Annotated in this window: 18 protein-coding genes; 9 read left to right on the plus strand and 9 right to left on the minus strand. The window is 69.4% G+C overall.

The genetic code is table 11. The features are described 5' to 3' along the window. The first annotated feature begins 168 nt into the window (after positions 1–168). Positions 169–1,398 carry a cation:proton antiporter gene (locus tag AB4Y75_RS10270; RefSeq protein WP_441435787.1) on the plus strand — a complete coding sequence of 410 codons (1,230 nt, stop codon included), beginning with the start codon at positions 169–171 and terminating at the stop codon, positions 1,396–1,398. Here AB4Y75_RS10270 and hutG read toward each other — a convergent pair. From hutG to AB4Y75_RS10290, 4 genes are all read right to left on the minus strand, one after another. After that, positions 1,388–2,350 carry a formimidoylglutamase gene (gene hutG / locus AB4Y75_RS10275; protein WP_441435788.1) on the minus strand — a complete coding sequence of 321 codons (963 nt, stop codon included), beginning with the start codon at positions 2,348–2,350 and terminating at the stop codon, positions 1,388–1,390. The genes AB4Y75_RS10270 and hutG overlap by 11 nt on opposite strands. Before the next feature lie 194 nt (positions 2,351–2,544). Further along, positions 2,545–2,898 (minus strand): GntR family transcriptional regulator, encoded by a 354-nt coding sequence (locus tag AB4Y75_RS10280; RefSeq protein ID WP_441435789.1) that lies wholly within the window; start codon positions 2,896–2,898, stop codon positions 2,545–2,547. Beyond that, the gene (locus tag AB4Y75_RS10285) at positions 2,899–3,759 is read right to left on the minus strand and encodes a hypothetical protein (RefSeq protein ID WP_441435790.1); all 861 of its coding nucleotides are present in this window, start codon (positions 3,757–3,759) and stop codon (positions 2,899–2,901) included. It abuts the gene before it with no gap. A gap of 169 nt (positions 3,760–3,928) precedes the next feature. Beyond that, a complete protein-coding gene (locus tag AB4Y75_RS10290) occupies positions 3,929–4,804 on the minus strand; it encodes an NAD(P)-dependent oxidoreductase (RefSeq protein WP_441435791.1) in 876 nt (291 codons plus the stop codon). Between the two features lie 126 nt (positions 4,805–4,930). On the opposite strand from AB4Y75_RS10290, the gene AB4Y75_RS10295 reads away from it, so the two are divergent. From AB4Y75_RS10295 to AB4Y75_RS10320, 6 genes are all read left to right on the plus strand, one after another. Continuing rightward, entirely contained in the window at positions 4,931–5,980 is a 1,050-nt protein-coding gene (locus AB4Y75_RS10295) for a D-2-hydroxyacid dehydrogenase (RefSeq protein WP_441435792.1), read from the plus strand. 61 nt (positions 5,981–6,041) lie between these two features. After that, complete coding sequence (locus AB4Y75_RS10300; protein ID WP_441435793.1) at positions 6,042–6,848, plus strand: IclR family transcriptional regulator; 807 nt, start codon at positions 6,042–6,044, stop codon at positions 6,846–6,848. 312 nt (positions 6,849–7,160) lie between these two features. Next, entirely contained in the window at positions 7,161–8,579 is a 1,419-nt protein-coding gene (locus AB4Y75_RS10305) for an MFS transporter (protein WP_441435794.1), read from the plus strand. Next, positions 8,576–9,358, plus strand: coding sequence for an SDR family oxidoreductase (locus tag AB4Y75_RS10310; protein WP_441435795.1), 783 nt, complete (start codon positions 8,576–8,578; stop codon positions 9,356–9,358). The genes AB4Y75_RS10305 and AB4Y75_RS10310 overlap by 4 nt, the downstream gene beginning before the upstream one ends. After that, the gene (locus AB4Y75_RS10315) at positions 9,358–10,110 is read left to right on the plus strand and encodes a fumarylacetoacetate hydrolase family protein (protein ID WP_441435796.1); all 753 of its coding nucleotides are present in this window, start codon (positions 9,358–9,360) and stop codon (positions 10,108–10,110) included. The genes AB4Y75_RS10310 and AB4Y75_RS10315 overlap by 1 nt, the downstream gene beginning before the upstream one ends. A gap of 50 nt (positions 10,111–10,160) precedes the next feature. Further along, positions 10,161–11,183 (plus strand): alcohol dehydrogenase catalytic domain-containing protein, encoded by a 1,023-nt coding sequence (locus AB4Y75_RS10320; RefSeq protein ID WP_441436026.1) that lies wholly within the window; start codon positions 10,161–10,163, stop codon positions 11,181–11,183. A 95-nt stretch (positions 11,184–11,278) separates the two neighbouring features. Here AB4Y75_RS10320 and AB4Y75_RS10325 read toward each other — a convergent pair whose 3' ends face one another. After that, complete coding sequence (locus AB4Y75_RS10325; RefSeq protein ID WP_441435797.1) at positions 11,279–12,499, minus strand: MFS transporter; 1,221 nt, start codon at positions 12,497–12,499, stop codon at positions 11,279–11,281. A 215-nt stretch (positions 12,500–12,714) separates the two neighbouring features. Then, positions 12,715–14,157, minus strand: coding sequence for an NCS2 family permease (locus tag AB4Y75_RS10330; protein WP_441435798.1), 1,443 nt, complete (start codon positions 14,155–14,157; stop codon positions 12,715–12,717). Between the two features lie 139 nt (positions 14,158–14,296). Between AB4Y75_RS10330 and AB4Y75_RS10335 the strand changes: the two genes are divergently transcribed. Next, positions 14,297–14,941 carry a copper resistance CopC family protein gene (locus AB4Y75_RS10335; RefSeq protein WP_441435799.1) on the plus strand — a complete coding sequence of 215 codons (645 nt, stop codon included), beginning with the start codon at positions 14,297–14,299 and terminating at the stop codon, positions 14,939–14,941. Between the two features lie 38 nt (positions 14,942–14,979). Here AB4Y75_RS10335 and AB4Y75_RS10340 read toward each other — a convergent pair whose 3' ends face one another. Together AB4Y75_RS10340 and AB4Y75_RS10345 are read right to left on the minus strand one after the other, a co-directional pair. Further along, positions 14,980–16,041, minus strand: a complete 1,062-nt coding sequence (locus AB4Y75_RS10340) for a hypothetical protein (RefSeq protein ID WP_441435800.1) — start codon at positions 16,039–16,041, stop codon at positions 14,980–14,982. 134 nt (positions 16,042–16,175) lie between these two features. Then, positions 16,176–16,838 (minus strand): FAD-binding protein, encoded by a 663-nt coding sequence (locus tag AB4Y75_RS10345; protein WP_441435801.1) that lies wholly within the window; start codon positions 16,836–16,838, stop codon positions 16,176–16,178. 419 nt (positions 16,839–17,257) lie between these two features. Between AB4Y75_RS10345 and AB4Y75_RS10350 the strand changes: the two genes are divergently transcribed. Further along, positions 17,258–18,271: a universal stress protein gene (locus tag AB4Y75_RS10350; RefSeq protein WP_441435802.1), complete on the plus strand. Its 1,014-nt coding sequence runs from the start codon at positions 17,258–17,260 to the stop codon at positions 18,269–18,271. Between the two features lie 144 nt (positions 18,272–18,415). Here the strand turns inward: AB4Y75_RS10350 and AB4Y75_RS10355 are convergent, their stop codons facing one another. Continuing rightward, entirely contained in the window at positions 18,416–19,912 is a 1,497-nt protein-coding gene (locus tag AB4Y75_RS10355; RefSeq protein WP_441435803.1) for a C40 family peptidase, read from the minus strand. Positions 19,913–20,016 lie beyond the last annotated feature (104 nt).

A 20,016-nucleotide genomic window follows, 5' to 3' on the forward strand; every position in this document is an offset into this window, starting at 1 on the left:
CCCCGCCGACCGGGCCCCCGCCGGCCCGGCCGGGCCCCCGCCCCGTCGGCCGTCCGCCCGCCGTCCACCCGCCGAAACAGTGAGTTTCCGCTGAAACAGCGATCACAACACGCTGTCTCAGCGGAAACCCACTGTTTCGGCGCTTAACCCGCGGCCTACAGTTAGCCCATGGGATTTCCTGCGTTGTCGCTGGTGGTGCTGGTGGCCCTCCTGGGTCCGCTGCTCGCGCTGCCCCGGAAATGGCACCTTCCGCTGGTGCTCGGGGAGCTGGTGGCGGGGCTGGCCATCGGGCGGACCGGATTCGGGCTGGTCGACGCCTCGGACGAGACCTTCACCTTCCTGGCGGACCTGGGGTTCGCGCTCATCATGTTCGTGGCAGGCACCCATGTCCCGGTGCGGGACGCCCGGATCCGCGGCGCCCTGGGACGGGGCGCCGTCCGCTTCGGCGTGACGGCCCTGGTGTCGGTGGTCCTGGGGCTCGGCATCGCCGCGCTTTTCGGCCTGGCGCATGCTCCCCTGTACGCGGTGCTGCTGGCCTCGAGCTCCGCGGCGCTGGTCCTGCCGATCGTCGACGGTCTCCGTCTCGGCGGTCCGCAGGTGCTCCAGACCGTCGCGGCCGTCGCCCTCGCGGACACGGCCGCCATCGTGGCGCTGCCCCTGGCGATCGACCCGGCTCACGCACCCCGCGCGGCCCTCGGCGCGCTCGCGGTGGGTGTCTGCGCCGTCGTGCTGTTCTTCGTGCTGCGGCAGGGCGAGCGGAGCGGGATCCGGCGCCGTATCCACGCCGTGTCCGAAGAGCGGCTTTTCGCGGTGGAGCTGCGCGTGCAGCTGGCGGTCCTGTTCGCTCTGGCGGCGCTGGCCACGCTGACGCACGTCTCGATCATGCTGGCAGGGTTCGGTTTCGGCCTGGCCGTGTCCGCGGTGGGGGAGCCCCGGAGGCTCGCGCGGCAACTTTTCGCGATCACGGAGGGATTCCTGGGTCCGCTGTTCTTCGTGTGGCTCGGCGCCTCGCTGAACATGAGGGAACTGGCGGTGAACCCGGCCATGATCGGGCTCGGGGTGGCTCTGGGACTGGGCGCCGTCCTCAGCCATGCGGTGGGCCGTTTCCTCGGTGCGCCCCTTCCACTGGCCGTCCTGGCCTGTGCGCAGCTCGGGGTGCCCGTGGCCGCGGCGACCATCGGCACGCAGAATCACCTGCTGGCGCCGGGGGAGGCGAGTGCGCTGATCCTCGGGGCGCTCGTGACCATTGCGGCGACCACGGTGTCCGGAGCGTTCGCCGCCCGGAAGTTCACCGTGGCCGAGGGTGATGCGAGCCGCCCCACGACCACCTCGCCGACATCAGCGGCCCCGGCTCCGCCCCCTCAGGCTCCGCCCGCTCCGGGGGACGTCAGCCGTTGAGCGCCGCGCCCAGGATGGTATCGAGGAGCCGGGCGGCCACCTTGGCGGTGCGGGCGTCGATGTCGAAGGCCGGGTTGAGCTCGGCCACGTCCACATGGAGCAGTTTGCCGCTCGCGGCCACCTGACGGCAGACGGCGTTGATGACCTCCAGCGGAACGCCGTAGGCGGCCGGGGCGCTGACTCCGGGCGCGACGGCGGCCGGCAGCACGTCCAGGTCGATCGTCAGGTAGACGACGTCCAGGCCGTCCAGGAACTCCGCGACGAACGCCTCCGCCGCCTCCCGCGTGCAGTCCTCGTCCAGCAGGTAGGTCACACCGAGGCTGTCGGCTTCGTCGAACAGCACGCGGGTGTTGTTCGGCCGGCTGATGCCCAGCACGGCGTAGTTCAGCTCACGGCCCAGCGCCTTCTCCTCGTGGGCCATCTGGAGGAAAGGCGTTCCTGAACTGGGGTTCTCCTCATCCCGGAGGTCGAAATGGGCGTCCAGGTTCAGCACGCCCCAGCGTGCGCCGCCGGTGACTTTCGCACTTCCGGCGACGCCCCGGTAGCTGGCGTATGCGATCTCATGGCCGCCGCCGAGGCCCACCGTCAGCGCGCCGTCGTCGATCAGCTGAGCGACCGCCGCGCCGAACCGCGCCTGGCCGTCCTCCAGCCGGTCCGCCTCCACGCGCACATCGCCGGCGTCGGCGAGCACGCGCCCGTCGTGCACGGCGAGCGGGCCGAGCGCGGCGCGGATCGCGGCGGGACCGGCTGCGGCGCCGACGCGTCCCTTGTTGCGGGCCACCCCGGCATCACTGGCGAACCCGACGACGACGGCGGGCCGGCCGGCCGTCTCGATGGCGCCGGAGAGGGCCTGGACGCGCTGCCAGTGGCGGGCGTGCTCGGGGCCGTCGCCATCGTGGCGGCCGGTCCAGGGCTGAGGGGGGACGTCGACGGAGGGTGCGCGCAGGGTCATGCTTCCATTCCACCTGTTTCCGGCCCGGAAGCCGAGGGGATCCGGGCCGGGCGTGTCCGGCATCCCGGACGGGGGTGAGTCGCGTGTCCGCCCGCTCACCTTGAGTGCTCAGTAGTTGCGGGTTCCGGGCCGAAACATCCGCAACTACTGAGCACTCACGTGCAGGAGGGGGACGGGTTTCAGGGGGGCGGGTTTCAGCGGTGCCGGGCCCGGAGCAGGGCGATGAGCTCGTTGAGGCCCAGCCCGGACTTCCGCCCGGCCTGCAGATACGCGTCCGCGGTGGCGTTGAGGTCCGCGTCGACGACGCGGTCCAGCGGAGCGACCCTGGTGCCCTGGCCGCGCATCGTCACGATCATGCCCGCGGCCTCCAGGGCGGCGTAGCTGCGCGCGACGGTGCCGGGGGAGAGGGCGAGGTCGGAGGCGAGCTGGCGGATCGGGGGAAGTCGCTCTCCCACGGGCAGCGCGCCGAGCATGATCTGGGCCGCGATCTGCTCCCGGAGCTGCTCGAAGACGGGGACGGGACTCGTGACGTCGACGGTGATGAGCATCTAGGCGGCCTGAAGCGAGGGCTGAGGAAGGATCGCGGAACGAACTCTGATGGCCTGTTGGATCACGCGGATTGCGGACACCGCCCAGAGTGCGACTGCTGCTCCTTGAATAACAATGCCGAACAAGACCGCGGGGGCACCCAGGACCGCGCCGCCGTCAGCCCCGATGGTTTGGAACAAGGGTCCGAGCATCCAGAGCAGGACGCCGATCTCGGACAGAAGACCTGCCTCGAGGACCCGTAGGACGAGTTCGCCGAGCCGGCCACGCCAGACGATGTCCTGCGTCGGGTCGGTGAAGAGCACTGGGAGCAGGTTGACCCGGCGCGCAGCAAGCCAGGAACTGAGATGAAGGAGCGGGAGCATGCCGATCAAGGTGAAGGTGAACAGCCAGCCCGGATAAGGCTGAACGATCACCGGCCCCTGGCTCGACATGTAGGTGTAGGCCGTGAAGAGACCATCCTCGGCAGCGGATGACCCTTGTCCCAGAATGATGGAGCCGACGATGATCACCGTGCCCAGGAGCACGAGCCGGATGAAGCGCTCCGGTGTGAGCTCTGCAACCGGAGGCCGGGGCGCCAGGCTGGCCGAACGAACCGCGGGCATCCCGCCCTTATCGCGAGGCCGCACGCCCAGATCCCCCAGTATCAGGATCGCTGCAATTCCCGGTGCGCAGGCGAGAGGGAGACCGTGCCAGGTGGGCATGGTCGTCGTGAAGACCCAGGCCATCGCAGTCAACATGCTGAGGTCCCCCGTCGCGGCAAGAGCCATGGAGCGAAAGCGTGAGCGGGGGTGCGGCCGCTTTTCCACCCAATACGCGAGCTGCGTGAGTGCTGCCCCGCCGATCAAGAACACCCAGTACATGACATCCCCCTTGTATCCGCAGACTGGTACAAAGCCATTCTGCTTGTACCAATCGGGAGATACAAGTGCCGAGCGTCCCAAACCCGTGAGTTGCGTGCTCAGTTGTTGCGGGTTCCAGCCGGAAACACCCGCAACAACTGAGCACACAACGAGGGTGGAAGGACGGGCCTCACCGCTCCGCGACGAACCTCCGGCTCACCGCGATGTCCTGGTCGCCCAGGCCGGAGTCCACGATCTCGTCGAAGGCGGCACGCAGGGTCGGCAGCAGAACCGGGTTGGTCCCAGTGGCCTCCGCGATCTCCGCGGCGGAGGCGAGGTCCTTGACCATGTACTTGGCGACGCCGGAGGGGGAGTCGTCGCCGGTGACGAGCTTCTCGCGCCGCGACTCCAGGAGCCGGGACCCCGCGTACCCGCCGGAGAGCAGTCCCCACATCTTGTCGAGGTCGATGCCGGAGCGGTCGGCCAGCACGGTCGCCTCGCCGAGCGCGAGGATCGTCGCGGAGACCACCATCTGATTGCACGCCTTGGCGACCTGGCCCGCGCCCAGCGGCCCCAGGTGAACGGGCGTTCCGCAGGGGGCGAGCAGCTCCGTGGCCAGAGCGGCGTCGTCGTCGGCTCCGCCGAGCATGATGGACAGCGTGGCGGCCTTTGCGCCGTCTTCTCCGCCGGAGACGGGGCAGTCGACCACGCGCACGCGGCCTTCGGTCTCCGTGCTCAGCCGCTCCGCCAGGGCGCGGACGCCGGTCGCGGAGCTGGTGGAGCCGATCAGGAGCAGCAGGCCGCTGTCCCGGACGCCCGCCAGAATCCCGTCATCGCCGGACAGGACTTCCTCCAATTGGGGAAGGTCTGGGAGCATGACCAGGAGGGCGCCGACGGAGGCCGCGAGTTCGCGGGGTGTCTCCGCCCAGGTGGCGCCGGCCTCCACGAGGTCCGGCTGAGGGCGTCGGGCGGTGATCGTCAGGCTTCCATGGCTGTCGAGCAGGTGCCGGGCCATCGGCGCCCCCATGGCGCCGAGCCCGATGATGCCGAGTGTGGTGTTGGTCATGAGCCCAGCCTAGGACAAATCCAATATTTCGAACAGTGTTCAACTGGTTGAATTCGCGTTACCCTTGGAGAAGTTGTGTGCCCCGTCACGGGGCGAAGCCTGGACTGCCGCAAAGAAGGGGAAACCATGTCTGAGAAAGCCCGCGCCGTCGTCGCGGTTCCGCTCTCCGAAGAGCACTGCCAGCTGATCGAGCGCCTGGAACCGCGTCTCGACGTGATCCGGCAGCACCAGCTGTACCACCCCATGCGCGGCGCCGCCGACTGGTCGGGCGATCCGGACCACGTCCGCACTGAGGAGCAGCAGCGTGCTTTCGAGCAGCTGGTCGATTCCGCCGAGTTCCTCTTCGGCATCCCCGACGTCGACGCGGCGGCCCTGGCGCGCACCATCACCGCCAACCCGGCCCTGAAGTGGGTCCACACCACCGCCGCGGGCGGCGGCAGTCAGGTCAAGGCCGCCGATCTCCCGGCGGAGGCGCTGGAGCGGATCACCTTCACGACGTCGGCCGGCGTGCATGGCGGCCCGCTCGCCGAATTCGCGGTGTTCGGCGTCCTCGCGGGCGCCAAGTCCCTTCCCCGTCTCCAGGCGCAGCAGCGGAATCGCGAGTGGAGCGACCGCTGGGAGATGAAGCAGCTCGACGAGATGACGGTGCTCGTGGTCGGTCTCGGTGGCATCGGCGCCGAGTGTGCCCGCCGCTTCAAGGCCCTCGGCGCGACCGTCTGGGGGACCACGCGCAGCGGCGAACCGGTCGAGGGCGTGGACCGTCTCATTCCTGTCGAGGAGCTGGCGCAGGCCGCGGCCGAGGCCGACGCGCTGGTCGTCACCCTGCCGGGCACGGAGCAGACGCACCATCTGGTGGGCCACGAGGTCCTGGGCAACATCAAGCCCGGAGCGATCGTCAGCAATGTCGGCCGTGGCACGGTCATCGACGAGGAAGCGCTGCTGGCGGCACTGGAGAGCGGCCGCGTGTCCTTCGCCGCCCTGGACGTCTTCGAAGTGGAGCCCCTGCCCGCCGAGTCCCCGCTCTGGGGCCGCGATGACGTGCTGGTCAGCCCCCACACGGCGGCCCTGAACTCCAAGGAGGAGGAGCGGATCGCCCGCCTCTTCGCGGAGAACGCCTCCCGACTCCTCGACGGGCGGCCATTGCGTAATGTGGTCAACACCGTGGAGTTCTACTGAGGGTTCCCGCGGCTTCAGCACCCCGATCACTGCGTCCTGACCACCGTTCAAGGGAGACCCCATGGCCGAGCCTGCCGCCGTCGACGTTCCGGACCGCGTGACGCGCGATCCTGCGCCGGCCGTCACCCGCAGTCTGAAGATCCTGGGCGTCCTCGCCGAGGCTGACGGTCCGCAGACCCTGACGGAGATCGCGACGGCGCTCGGGCTGGCCAAGTCCTCCACCATGAATCTGTGCCTGGCCCTGGAAGAGGGCGGGATGATCCAACGGGTGCCGGCGGGGTACCAGCTGGGGCGCCGCAATGCGGAGCTGGGCGGTGCCTTCGCGGCGCAGTTCAACCAGATCCGGGAGTTCTACGCGGTCTGTGAGGCCTCGCCCGTGCTGCGCCACGAGGTGGTGCAGGTGGCGATGCTGGACGACCACGACGCTCTCTATCTGGCGCGGCACGAGGGGTCCCGGACGGTGCGGTTCGGCACGCCGCTGGGTTCCCGCATCCACGCGGCCTTCAGTGCGACCGGCAACGCCCTGCTGATGGTCATGGACGACTCCCGGGTGGAGGAGATCATGTCCGATCAGGTCCCGTTTCCGCGGGCCTCGGAGAACAGTGTCCGGGAGATGCCGGAGCTGCTCGAGAAGCTGGCCGCCGCGCGGGCCCGGGGCTACGCCCTTGATCCGGGCGAGGGCATGCAGGGCCTCTACGGTGTCGCCGTGCCGCTCGAGGGCTGGGCTCCGGGCGACCCGCCGCTCGCTCTCGGTGTGGCCATCCAGGAGGCCCGGGCGACCCCCGAGCACATCGAGCGCGTCGCCGACGCCCTGAAGGACGCCGCCCGTGGGCTCACGAACCCGCTGAGTGCGTCCGCCCGGAAGTAGGCCGTTCCGGAACCCGCGCCGGCCATCCGTGACTTTGCCGAGTCCGCTATCGAGCCCGTGAATCCGCTACCAGTCGTAGCTGACTCACGGGCTCGATAGCGGACTCAGCGTGTTCCGGGGGTCTTCCAAGCGCTGCGCTCGCGCTCCACCTCCTCGAATACCTCCCGAAGCGCTCCTCAAACACCTCCCCTGTGGCATCGGCCACACAATTTCTGTTCAAAGTATTGAACTGAGTTCAAGGGGTTGGTAATCTCGGTCACAGGCCGCAGCGCATCGACGCGCCGGCAACCACGTTTCAGCCAATCAAAGGAGATGGCAGTGACCACTCAGGACACGGTCCAGCATCCAGGGTCTTCGGACCCTGATTACGCCAAGAACCTCCAGCGCGCCACCCTGGCATCCAGCGTCGGCAGCGCCCTCGAATACTTCGACTTCGCGCTCTACGGCCTCTCGACGGCCTTGATCTTCAATCTGCTGTTCTTCCCGCAGAACGATCCGGCCATGGCCACCGTGGCGGCTTTCGCCACCTACGGCGTCGGCTTCCTGGCCCGCCCCTTCGGTGGACTGTTCTTCGGCCGTCTCGGCGACCGGCTCGGCCGCAAGTGGGTCCTGGTGGTGACCATCCTGCTCATGGGAGGCGCCTCGACGGCCATCGGCCTTCTGCCCACCTACGACGCCATCGGCATCTGGGCCCCGATCCTCCTCGTGGCACTGCGACTGCTCCAGGGCTTCGGCGCCGGCGCCGAGCAGGCCGGTTCTACCGTCCTGATGGCGGAGTACGCCCCGGTCAAGCGCCGTGGCTTCTTCTCGGCCCTGCCGTTCATCGGCATCCAGGCGGGCACCCTCCTGGCCGGCCTGGTCTTCAGCGCCATCTCGCTGCTGCCCAAGGACCAGCTCATGACGTGGGGCTGGCGCGTGCCGTTCCTGATGTCCTTCGTGCTGATCATCGTGGCCATCCTCATCCGGACCAAGCTCCGTGAGACCCCCACCTTCGTGGAACTCGAGAAGCACCAGCAGGTCCAGGACAAGCCGGTCAAGGAGATCTTCACCAAGGGTCTTCCGGGCGTGATCGTCGGCATCGGCCTGCGCATGGCCGAGAACGGCGGCTCGTACATGTTCCAGACCCTGGCGCTGAGCTTCTTCGTCTCCGTGGTCGGCAAGAACGCGGACAAGGGCCTGCTGGCCTGGGGCGTCACCATCGGATCCCTGATCGGCGTCTTCTCCGTGCCGTTCGCCGGCGCACTTTCCGACCGCATCGGCCGCCGCGCGGTGTACCGTTTCGGCGCCGTCTTCATGCTGCTCTACTCGTTCCCTGCCTGGTGGCTGCTCTCCCTGGGCAACCACGTGGTGGCCATCCTGGTGGTCGCCGTCGGCATCGGCGTCGCCGTGAACACCATGCTCGGCCCGCAGTGTGCCATGCTCCCAGAATTGTTCGGCAACAAGCACCGCTACCTGGGCGTGGCCATGGCCCGCGAGATCTCGGCCGTGCTGGCCGGCGGCCTGGCCGGTGTGCTCGGTGCCTACATCATCGCCGTGAGCAACGGGAACTGGCTCCTGCTGGCCATCTACATGGCCACCTTGGCGATCATCACCACCTGCTCCACCTTCCTGGTCCCGGAGACGCTGCGCCGTGATCTCCTCCGCACCGACGACGCGGTCAAGGTCTCCCGCACCGAAGCCGGTGACGGCGTGGAAACCACCACCCAGCGCCTGGTAAAGGTTGAGGCATGAGCACTCCCACAGGAATCTCCGCCTTCAGCCTGGAGGGCAGGACAGCCCTCGTGACCGGATCCAGCCAGGGCATCGGCCGCACCCTCGCGGAGGGGCTCGCCGCGGCGGGCGCCGCCGTCGTCGTCCACGGACGTGACGCGGCGAAGGCCGCCCGCGCCGCGGAGGAGATCGCCGCGGCGACGGGTGCCCCGACGCGCAGCGTGACCTTCGACGTGACCGACCCGGCCGCCGTCGACGCCGGGATCACGGCGCTCGAGGCGGAGTCCGGCACGCCGGACATCCTGGTCAACAACGCCGGCATCCAGCGCCGTTCCCCGATCGGCGAGTTCAGCGACGAGGACTGGGACGCCCTCCTGGCGACCAACCTCTCCAGCGCGTTCTACCTCTCGCGCCGCGTCAGCCGCGGCATGGTCGAGCGGGGGAGTGGCAAGCTGATCCAGATCGGCAGCGTGCAGAGCCAGCTGGCCCGTCCGGGCATCGCGCCGTACTCGGCCACCAAGGGCGCCATCGTGATGCTCACCAAGGGCCTCTGCGCCGACCTGGCGCCGCTCGGCATCCAGGCCAACGCGATCGCCCCGGGGTACTTCGCCACCGAACTGACCCAGGCCCTCGTGGCCGATGAGCAGTTCTCCTCCTGGGTCCGCGGGCGCACCCCCGCGGGCCGCTGGGGCGACACCCGGGACCTGGTGGGCGCGCTCGTCTTCCTGGCGAGCTCCGCGAGTGATTTCGTCAACGGTCAGACACTGTTCGTCGACGGCGGCATGACGGCGGTCGTCTGATGCGGCTCGCCCGTCTCCTGACCGACGAATCGCCGCTTCGCGACGGCGCCCGCTGGGCCCGGGCCGAAGGCTCCGCGTGGGTGCCGGTGGAGGACCCCTTCGCGGCCTTCGCCTGCGGAGAGGCTCCCGCTGATGTCGCCGGGGCCGCTCCCGTGGCCGGCCGGTTCCTGGCGCCGTGCGAACCCCTCCTGGTGATCGGCATCGCCCAGAACGGCCCGGAGCACCACAGCCCGGTCCAGGCCTGGCTCAAGAGCCCCCGCACCGTCGTGGCGAGCGGGACCCCGGTGGCCCTGCGCCGGGACGCGGGCGTGCCGGCGATCGAGGGCGAGATCGCCGTCGTGATCGGGAAGGACACCGAGGGCCTCACCGCGGAGAACGCGCACGAATACGTCCTCGGGGTGACCGCCGTGAACGATGTGTCGAGCCCGGACCGTGCCGTCCTGGATCCCCGGAATTTCGAGGGCAAGGGCGGCGCGGGGTACACGCCGCTGGGACCGTGGATCGACACGGACGCCGGCATCGACGATGTGCCCATGGTGGTCCGGATCGACGGGGTGGAGCGGGTGTCCACCGGCACCTGGGACCTGCCCGCGTCCATTCGCGAATGCCTGGCCTATGTGACCCACTGGCTGCGGCTCGGACCGGGTGACGTCATCATGACGGGCGCGCCACGGTCCAACTTCAGCGTGGAACCGGGGGCCTTCGTGGAGATCGAGGTGGCGGGCATGGTCCTGGCCACCCAGACCAGCTGAAACCTGGACCCGGCTGAAACAGTGGTTTTCCGTCGAAACAGTGTGTTGTGATCACTGTTTCGACGGTGGCCCACGCCGCCGAGGACCTGCGCATCGAGGTGCTCCCGGAACCCGTGCCCGCCGCGGACGAGGCCGTGGTGGAGATCGCCTTCGGCGGTGTGTGCGGATCCGATCTGCACTACTGGAAGCACGGTGCGGCCGGGGCGTCGATCCTGCGGGAACCCATGATCCTGGGGCACGAGGTGTCCGGGACCGTGGTCCAGGCTGCTGCGGACGGCACCGGCCCGGCGGCCGGAACCCGCGTCGCGGCGCACCCCCTCACCCCGCACGGCGACGGCGCCACCCCGTACCCGGAGGACCGGCCGAACCTCGCCCCGGCCTCCACCTACCTGGGCTCCGCCATGCACCTGCCGCACACACAGGGCGCCTTCGCCCGTCGCGTCGCACTCCCGGCCCGCATGCTGCACGCCGTTCCGGACGGACTCTCCCTCGAGGCGGCGGCGCTGGCCGAACCTGCCGCGGTGGCATGGCACGGCCTGGAGCGCGCCGGGGACGTGCGGGGCAAGAGAGTGGCCGTGATCGGAGCCGGGCCCATCGGACAGCTGGTCATCGCGGCGGCGTTCCACCACGGAGCGGCCGAGGTCATCGCGACAGACCTTTTCGACGTCCCGCGGGCCATCGCCGGACAGCACGGTGCGCGGACTCTGGACGCGCGTGATGCGGAGGCCATCGCCCAGTTGCACGCCGACGTCGTGATCGAATCCAGCGGCACGGTGCCGGGCCTGTCCGCGGCGATCTCTGCAGCCGTGCGCGGCGGGACCGTGGTGATGCTGGGCCTGCAGCGGGCGGGGAACATCGAGGTGCCGATGGCCACGGCGATCACCCGCGAGCTCACGCTGACCGGGTCGTTCCGCTTCGCCGGTGAGTTCGACGCGGTTCTCGAAGCCCTCGGTGACGGCAGCCTCCGGACGGACGGGATCGTGACTCACGTGGTCCCGGCAGCCGATGCTCTGGAGGGCTTCGCCACGGCGGCCGACGCCTCGGTCTCCTCCAAGGTGCTCTTGGCCTTCTGACCCCTCCGCACGTCCCGAAGTGACAGTTGATGCCCCTGAAACCGCGTTTTAGGGGCATCAACTGTTACTTCGCGCGGAGAGTTGAAGTTGGGGGCTCAGCGATGCCGGTGGTGTGGGATGTAGCGGGGGATGAAGCGGGCCAGCAGCCCGGCGCCCACCAGCGCCAGCACCCCGATGACACCGCTCGCAAGCGACAGCGACACCGTCGCGAGCGCAGCGATCAGCAGGGGCGAAGCCGCCTGACCGGCGTCGCTGGAGAATCGCCAGGCGCCCAGGAACGCGGCGGGATTGTCCTTCGGCGCGAGGTCGGCGCCGAGGGTCATGACGATCCCGCTGCCCATCCCGTTCGCGACGCCCAGCACGAAGGCGACACCGGTGAACCAGGCCTCCCGTCCCGGAACGTCGTGCAGGAAGGCGAGGGCCAGGAAGCCGATTCCCAGTCCGACCATGCACGGCATGACGCTCCACAGCCTGCCTCGCCGGTCCATGAGCTGCCCGCTCGTGTAGAACAGGGCGAACTCCAGCCCGCCCGCCAGACCGATCACCAGGGCCGTGCTGGCCTCGCTCATGCCGATGCTGAGCGCCCAGAGCGGCAGGAGGGTGATCCTCGCGGCGCGGGTCGCTCCCACCAGGGCGACGCCGGACCCCATCCGGAGCAGGATGGCGCGGTTCGCGTGGATGGTCCGGAAGAGCCCGGGACGCGGCGCCGCCTCGGCCACGGACGGCGGGGGACCGGTCTGCTTCTCCGGATCCGGAAGCACCAGAAGCGCGACGACGGCGGACGCGCATCCGATCGCGAAGATCCAGAAGGCGGCCTGCGGCGTGCCGGTGCCCGCGATCACGGCGGCGGCGATCAGCGGGCCGATGAACCAGCCGGCCCGGAAGATCCCGCCCAGCGCGGAGAGTGCACGGGCCCGGTACCGCAGGGGGACGCGTGTCGTCATGAACGCGTGCCGGGCCAGCGCGAAGACGGACGTGGCGAGGCCGATCAGCAGGACGCCGACCATGAGCACCCAGGGGCCCGTGGCGAGGAGGCTCAGGGCGATCCCGGCCAGGGCGAGGCCTGCGGCTCCGATCATGGAGGTTCTTTCCCCGAAACGGGCCACGAACCACCCGGCGGGGATGTCGCCCAGAAGCTCGCCGACCACCACCATCGCTGCGATCACTCCGGCGAAGGGGATGGAGGCCCCGAGGGCGTGGGCCATGATCGGGATCATGGGCAGGACGGCGCCTTCACCTGTCGAGAACAGGATCGTGGGCAGGTAGACGGAAAGTGCGACGGAACGGAAATTGAAGGGCTGTTCGGCTACTGGCATGGCTTTTCCACCCTACGCCCGCCTCTGAGTTCCGCCTGTCGCACGCCCCGTGCCGCCACCTCGACATCGCCCCCGACATCGTCCCCAACGCCGCGAGCCGCCAGCAGGCGCCCGAATCCGTGACGGATAACGGCGCCTACTGGCGGCTCGCGGACCCCGGCCACTCGCGTGCTCGCGAGGAGGCTAGCGGCAGGGCAGAGCGGCAGGGGAAGAGGCTACTTCACCCCGAGGAACTGCTCGATCACGCCGATGCCGAAGAACAGCACGAACGCGGCGGCCACCACCCAGAGGAGCGGGTGGACCTCCTTCGCGCGGCCCTGCGCGGAACGCAGCACCACGTAGGCGATGAAGCCGGCGCCGAGGCCGTTGGCGATCGAGTAGGTGAACGGCATGAGCGTGAAGGTCAGGAAGGCCGGGATCGCGATGCCCCAGTCGCTCCAGTCGATGCGGGACACCTGGGAGACCATCATGAAGCCGACCACCACCAGGGCGGGAGCCACGGCCTCGAACGGGACCAGGTTGATCAGCGGCGTCAGGAACATCGAGGCCAGCAGGAGCAGACCGGTGATGATCGAGGCGAAACCGGTCCGCGCGCCCTCGGCGATGCCGGCGCCGGACTCCACGAAGATCTGGTTCGAGGACACCGAGGAACCGCCACCGGCGATCGCACCGAAGGCGTCCACGATCAGGACGCGGTCCACATTCGGGATCTCACCGTTCTCATCGACGTTCCCGGCCTCGTTCGCCAGGCCGACCATGGTGCCCATGGCGTCGAAGAAGATGGACAGCAGGATCACGAACGCCATGAGCAGGGCGGCGATGGCGCCCATGTGCTGGAAGGCGCCCACCGGATTCGCCTTGCCGATCAGCGAGAGATCCGGCAGAGCCCATTCGGTGAAGTGCGGCGCCACGAGGGACCAGCCCGCCGGGTTGTGGGTCTTGCCGTCGAAACTCGGTCCGATGTGCAGCGTGTACTCGAGGATCACGGACAGCACGGTCGAGGCGATGATGCCGATCAGGATGGCGCCCTTGACCTTGCGGACCAGCAGCACGATGGTCAGCACCAGCCCGAAGACGAACACGAGGGTGGGCCAGCCGAGCAGCTTGCCGTCGAAGCCCAGCCCCACGGGCACGGTGGTGCCGGCGACGTCCGGGATGCGGCGGACGAACCCGGCGTTGACCAGGCCGATCAGTGCGATGAAGAGGCCGATGCCCACCACGATCGCCGTCTTGAGTCCTTCGGGGACGGCCTTGAACACGGCGGTCCGGAAGCCCGTGAGGACCAGCACCATCATGGTCAGACCGGAGAGCAGGACCAGGCCCATGACATCGGGCCAGGCCAGACCGGGGGTGGTTGCGATGGTCACGGCCACGAACGCGTTCACGCCCAGGCCGGTGGCGAGGGCGAACGGGTGCTTGGCCCAGGCGCCCATGAGGATGGTCAGGACACCGGCCACGAAGGCCGTGACGGCGGCGACGCTGGTGAAACCCAGGATGTCGCCGTTGGCGTCCTTGCCGGAGAGGATGAGGGGGTTGAGGACCACGATGTAACTCATGGCGAAGAAGGTGGCGAAGCCGCCGCGGATCTCGCGGGAGTAGCTGGAGCCACGCTCAGAGATCTTGAAGTAGCGGTCCAGTGCGGAACCGGCTTTGAACATGGGGATGCCTTCCAGGGAATTTGCTGGGGATTTCCGAGAAAATCATATTCCCCCCAGGGCAACTCTTGAAAAGCAGAATAGGGTGGTGTAGGACTCAATGGCCTTTCGGCCCCCGGAAACACCCCTCAGGAGACCCCTCATGCCGAGCATGATTCAGCCCACGACGGCGCCCGCCCACCCCGCGCGGAGCCTCTCCCCGGGCGCCTGGCGAGCCGCAGCGCGCCGTGCCGGGATCGCCGTCGTCGCGCTGTTCGGGGCGGCGCTGCTGACGCTGGGGTTCGCCGCACCCGCCTCGGCTCACGACGTCCTGGAGGGGACCACCCCGAAGAACGAGCAGAAGGTGGGCGTGGCCCCGGAGAAGGTGACGCTGACGTTCTCCAACAATCCCATCGCGATCGGTTCGGAGGTGGTCGTCAAGGACTCCTCGGGCGCCAATTGGGCTGACGGCGGGGTGGACATCCTGGACAACGTGGTCACGCAGAAGCTGAAGCCGGGTGCACCCGCCGGGACGTACACGGTGCAGTGGCGCGTGGTGTCGTCGGATTCGCACCCGATCGAGAGCACTTTCAGCTATGTGGTGACGTCCGGGTCAGCGGCGACGGCCCCCGGGGCTTCGACGCCTCAGCCGCTGGCGACCGCGTCCGACGCGCCGCAACAGCAGCAGTCCGACGGCGAGCCGTTCCCGGTCATGATCGTGGTGTTCGGTGTGGTGGCCGTGATCCTGCTGGTGATCGTGGGCGTGCTGGCTCGCCGCAAGCTCACCGGCGGGTCCGAAGACTCCTAGGGGCCCGTCCCGCCGGTGCGTGGCGACGCGGTTCCCGCTCAGGCGGGCGGCTGATCCTGCCGGGGGGATTCCCCGGGCTGTCGATCCGGCCGGGATGCGTTCTCGGCGGGCCGCTGGGTTTCAGGGGCCTGCTGTGGCGCGGACGGTGCGGGCTGCTGTGCCTCGGCGGGCTGCTGCCAGCCGTCCGGCTGCTGGCCGTACTGCTCCGTCTGCGGGTAGGCCTGCTGCGGGTACTCCTGCTGGGCGTACCCCTGCTGCGGATAGCCCGACTGCTGATACCCGGGCTGGGGGTAACCCGCCTGCGGGTAACCCGGCTGGGGGTAAGCCTGTTGCTGGACGTACTCCTGCTGCGGCCATTGCTGCTGGGGGTAGGCCTGCTGCTGGATCTGGGTGGGCTGCTGCGCGTACCCCGTCCACTGGGGATTCCACTGCTGCTGCGGGTACTCCTGCGGGGGAAGCTCCTGCGCGGGCGGCTTGGGCTCGAACGCCCGGAGCACCAGCGGGATCACCAGACCCACGATCGCGATCAGCGACGTGGCCCCTGCGGTCCGCCACCACCAGGAGGGCCAGTCGGCCGCGGGGAACGCGGCGGGCAGGGCGAGCTCCAGCACGGTCAGCCATGCGAACACCAGGGTGGCCAGTGAGGAGATCCGCACACCGGTCTTCGTCGCGCCGGTGAGGAACCGCGGCACGTACAGCTGCGTCAGCAGCAGAGCCACGCGCATCAGCAGGATGATGGAGACGAACCGGGCGATCTGTCCCGTCCACACCGCGGCGCTCGCGGTGTCGGCCGGCTGGAGCCAGCCGTTCCAGATCTTGAGCAGGCCGATCGCCAGGAGGATCACGTTCAGGATCGTGGACGCCGCCAGGTACCAGCGGTTCCGGCCTTCCGGCATGCTCCCGTCGAGCACCACCGCTCCGGCGAACAGACCCACCAGGAGCAGGGTGAGCCAGGCGCGTCCGGCCACATTGGCCTGGTCTCCGAGGATGATGAAGATCCCGCCGAGCACCGCCGCGGCGACGAGCATGCTGATTGAGAGTCCGAGGGCGATCGTCGCGGTGCGTGAGCGTTGGCGTGCCGGAGGGGCGGGGTGTGTCATGAGCGTCTCCTGATGCTAGTCCTGGCCAGCTTATCTAAAGACGATGGCCTTTCGATAGTGGATTCGCCGTATGTGTACAGGAGCCGGGAAACCCGTGTGCGGATGAGCCCGGACATTCCCGGAGTGCCCGGCTCTCAGGCGGGTATGCGCTGTGCGCCGCCGGCGATCGCGTTGCCCACCAGGCGGGCCTGGTGAAGGACCTCACGGTGACCGGCGGAGACCTGCTGGCCGACACCCACCAGATAGATGCCCACCTGGCGCAGGGCGGCGGCCATGTTGTCGCTGGTCTCCTGGCCCACGGCCTTGAGGAACTGACGCACACGACGGCGCCCGGAGACTCCCGTGATGACCACGGAGTCACAGAGGATGAGGCCGCCCGGGGTGGGAAGTGCCCAGCGCCGGACCGGTGCGGTGTTCCCCTCGGGGGACGCCGGGAGTGTGCCACGTGTCCGGGTGGCGGGGTTCAGGGCGCCGGCCACCACACCGCGGCGGATGTCCAGCTGGTGGCCTTTGGCATAGCCGTGCAATTGGCGCAGGATGTCCCGGCGCTCGCGGTGGGATGCCGGGTCTCCGATGGCGACCCGTTCGAGTTCCTCCGTGGTGGCGTGCCGCAGGGCTCCGGCAGCCTCCTGGCTCTCCTGCTGCAGACCGTCGATCACCACCACCGTCATGCCCTTGCGATGGAGCTGCGTCGCGACCGCGAGGCCGCCCATTCCGGTGCCGACCACCACCACGTCCGTCACGGTGATGGCGCCTTCCGGAGACCCGCCGGGCACTCTGCTGGCGCTGCGTGGCATTCCATCCTCCTTCGTGTCAGGACGTCGGTGCGGCAAGTCGGTGCGGCAGGGGCCCGGCCGTGGTGTTCCGGGCGGACCGGAAACTCACAGCGCGCAGAAAAGACCCAGGGAATCGTCGCGATTCACCATGGGTCCCCTCCCACTGTGCAACTGAGAATACTCCCCTCGGGGGCGCCTGAACAGGCCGGCGGAGAGGCTGGGTGAAGCCCTCGGCGAACGGTACCGGACGACCCGTTTCCAAGGCCTCCTGCCACCCCCGGAAATGCGCCCCGGGCGCACGCCGGAACGCCCCGAGGAGTCGGCGTTTCTTGAAACGACCAGCACAAACGGCAATAGTGGGACGTAAGCCAGCGTGGGTGGTAGGAGAGCTGCAGGGACCGTCTCCGCAGGCCGCCCACAGCGATGAGGAGGCGAGAGTCGTGAGCACGGATACGCCGGAGACAGCACCCCAGGAGATCCACGGCGGGGTGATCGTGGGAGTGGACGGGTCCGAGCACGGACAGTGCGCTCTGAGCTGGGCCGCCCGGGAGGCGGAACGCCGCCGCACCACCCTTCATCTCATCACCGCGTACTCGGTGCCGATCTACGCGGCCTCGGGTCTCGACGGCGGGTACGCCGCCGTCGACGATTCCGTCATCCGGCAGGGTGCGGAGAGCGTTCTCCAGGACGCGCTGGAGAAGATCAAGGACTTCGACATCGACGTCGACGCGTCCGTGGAGAACGGTGACGCCTCGGGCGTCCTGCTGGAACTCGGACGCGAGGCCGATCTGCTCGTAGTGGGCAGCCGGGGCCGGGGAGGTTTCGTCGGCCGGCTGCTCGGCTCAGTGAGCTCGGCCCTGCCGGCGCACGCGAGCTGCCCCACCGTGGTGGTGCCGATGATCTGCGCCGGTCGCTTCGGGCAGGACGTGACGGACAAGCATGTGAAGGCCGAGCTCGCCAAGAAGCCGCTGGAGCCGGTGAAGCCGAGGGTCGTGGTGGGCGCCGACGGTTCCGACCAGGCCCGTGTGGCCGTTCTGGAGGCCGCGGCTCAGGCCCAGCGGCTCGGCGTCGAGCTTCAGATCCTGTGTGCGGTGCCCCAGTACAGCGGCAGCCTGGCATGGGTGCCGGCCGCCATGGACCGGGAGGCGATCTTCGCGGACATCCAGGCCCAGCTCGACGCCGGGGTCCTCTGGCTCAAGAGCCACTTCCCCGAGCTGGAGATCACCACCCGCTTGGTGGACGGGTCGCCGGTCGAGGTGCTGGTGGATGCCAGCCGGGATTCGGAACTCGTGGTGGTGGGCACGCGGGGCCGCGGCGGTTTCGCAGGCATGCTGCTGGGCTCGACGTCGGACGGCGTCCTGCATCACGCCCAGGGGCCGGTCATGGTGGTGCCGGACCGTGAAGACCCGCGGCTTGCCGACCGGGCCAGCTTCGGCCCGGTGCTGGGCGGCTGAGAGACCCGGCGGGCTCTGCCGCAAGCACATGCCGAAGGCCCGGCCGGTTCCCAGGACTTCCTGGGAACCGGCCGGGCCTTCGGCATGTTCATCTGAGAAGGGCTTGCCGGTCAGAACGGGTCTGTCCGGATCACCGGCGGCAGGTCACCAGTACCGGGCGGCGGTCGGCCAGAGCTGCATCCCGATCATCCAGTCGATGCGGGACACGGTGATGCCGGAGCCGGGGTTCAGGGCGTTGACCACCTGACCGCCGCCGATGTAGATGCCGACGTGGTAGAACGAGCCGCCGTCGCCCCAGAAGATGAGGTCGCCGGGCTGCCACTGGCCCATGGGGATGTAGCGCGGAGCCGAGAAGTACTGGTCCGTCGCCGTGCGCGGCATGTAGACGCCTGCCGCGGCGAAGGCCGCGCTGGACAGGCCGGAGCAGTCGTAACCGACCGGGCCGTTGCCGCCCCAGACGTACGGGCCGCCCACCTTGGACATGGCGAAGTTGATGGCCGTCTGCGCCGCGCTTCCGCCGGGGGAAGGCGCCGGTGGCTGGGGTGCGGGCGGCCGGGGAGCCGGCGGCTGAGGTGCGGGTGGCCGAGGCGCCGGGGGCTGCGGAGCAGGTGGCTGCACCACGGGCGGACGGGGCGCCGGGGGCTGGACGACCGGCGGCCGCGGAGCCGGCTGCTGGACCACCGGCGGCTGGACCACGGGCGGCTGGACGACCGGGGGCTGGGGCTGTGATGGCTGCCCGCCACCGGAGTTCCCTCCGGTGTTCCCGCCCTGTGCCGGGGGCTGCGGAGTGGGCACCGGCTGCTGAGCGGCGCGTTCCTGCAGGGCCTTCAGGGCCGCCGCGGCGCGCTGCTGCTCGAGGCCCTGGACGCGTTGCGTCTCCAGAGCGACCGTGGTGTTGCGGAGTGACGCGAGCTTGGCGATGACCGTCTCACGTTCCTTGGACGCGTTCTGAAGCGCCTGGGTGGCAGCGGTCTGGGCCGACTCCGCGTTGGCCCGGGCCTGGTCGGCGTCACGGGCGGCGTCGTCGGCGGCCTTCTGGGCGGCGGCGGCATCGGCGGACAGCGCGGAGTTCGCCTGGCCGGAGGAGATGGCGCGGTTGAACGTCTCGCTCTGCTTCTGACTGATGGCGTCGAGGGTGGTGGCGCGGCCGAGGAGATCACCACCGTCGCCGTTGAGCACGCCCTCCACGGCGGGGCTCAGCCCACCGGTCTTGTAGATGGAGCTGGCGAGGGTGCCCAGGTCCTTGCGGCTCTTGCTCGCCTGGTCCTGGGCGGCCGCGGCCTTGGCTTTGGCGGTCTGGGCGGCCTCCTGCTTGGCCTTGAGGGTCAGCAGGGCGTTGGTGTACGAGTCGTTGGCGCGCATGCTCGCGGTGATGGCGCTGGACTGGCGGTCCGCGAGGGTGCCGATGAGGCCTTCGAGCCGGGCCTGTGCGGCCTTCGCGCTGCCTTCGTTCTTCTTGGCGGCGGCGATGTCCGACTCGCTGGGAATGGTGTCCGACTGGTCGGCCGGGATGGTGAGGTGCGACGCCGGAAGGGGTGCGGCCACGGCGCCGGGGATGCCGCCGGAGCCGAGCAGAACGCTCGCGCTCAGAGCGGAGGAGTAGAGGATCGCTGCGTATTTTCCACGCTTCGCCACTGCCATGTACACCTGCCTCGATATCGCTGGGAGAACACCCAGCCCTACCGAGAGTACGGCCTCAAAAGTAACATTGGCAACATTGGTCCCACCATCAACATAAACAACAT

Source organism: Arthrobacter sp. RAF14 (genome assembly GCF_052114185.1).
Taxonomy (GTDB): domain Bacteria; phylum Actinomycetota; class Actinomycetes; order Actinomycetales; family Micrococcaceae; genus Arthrobacter_E.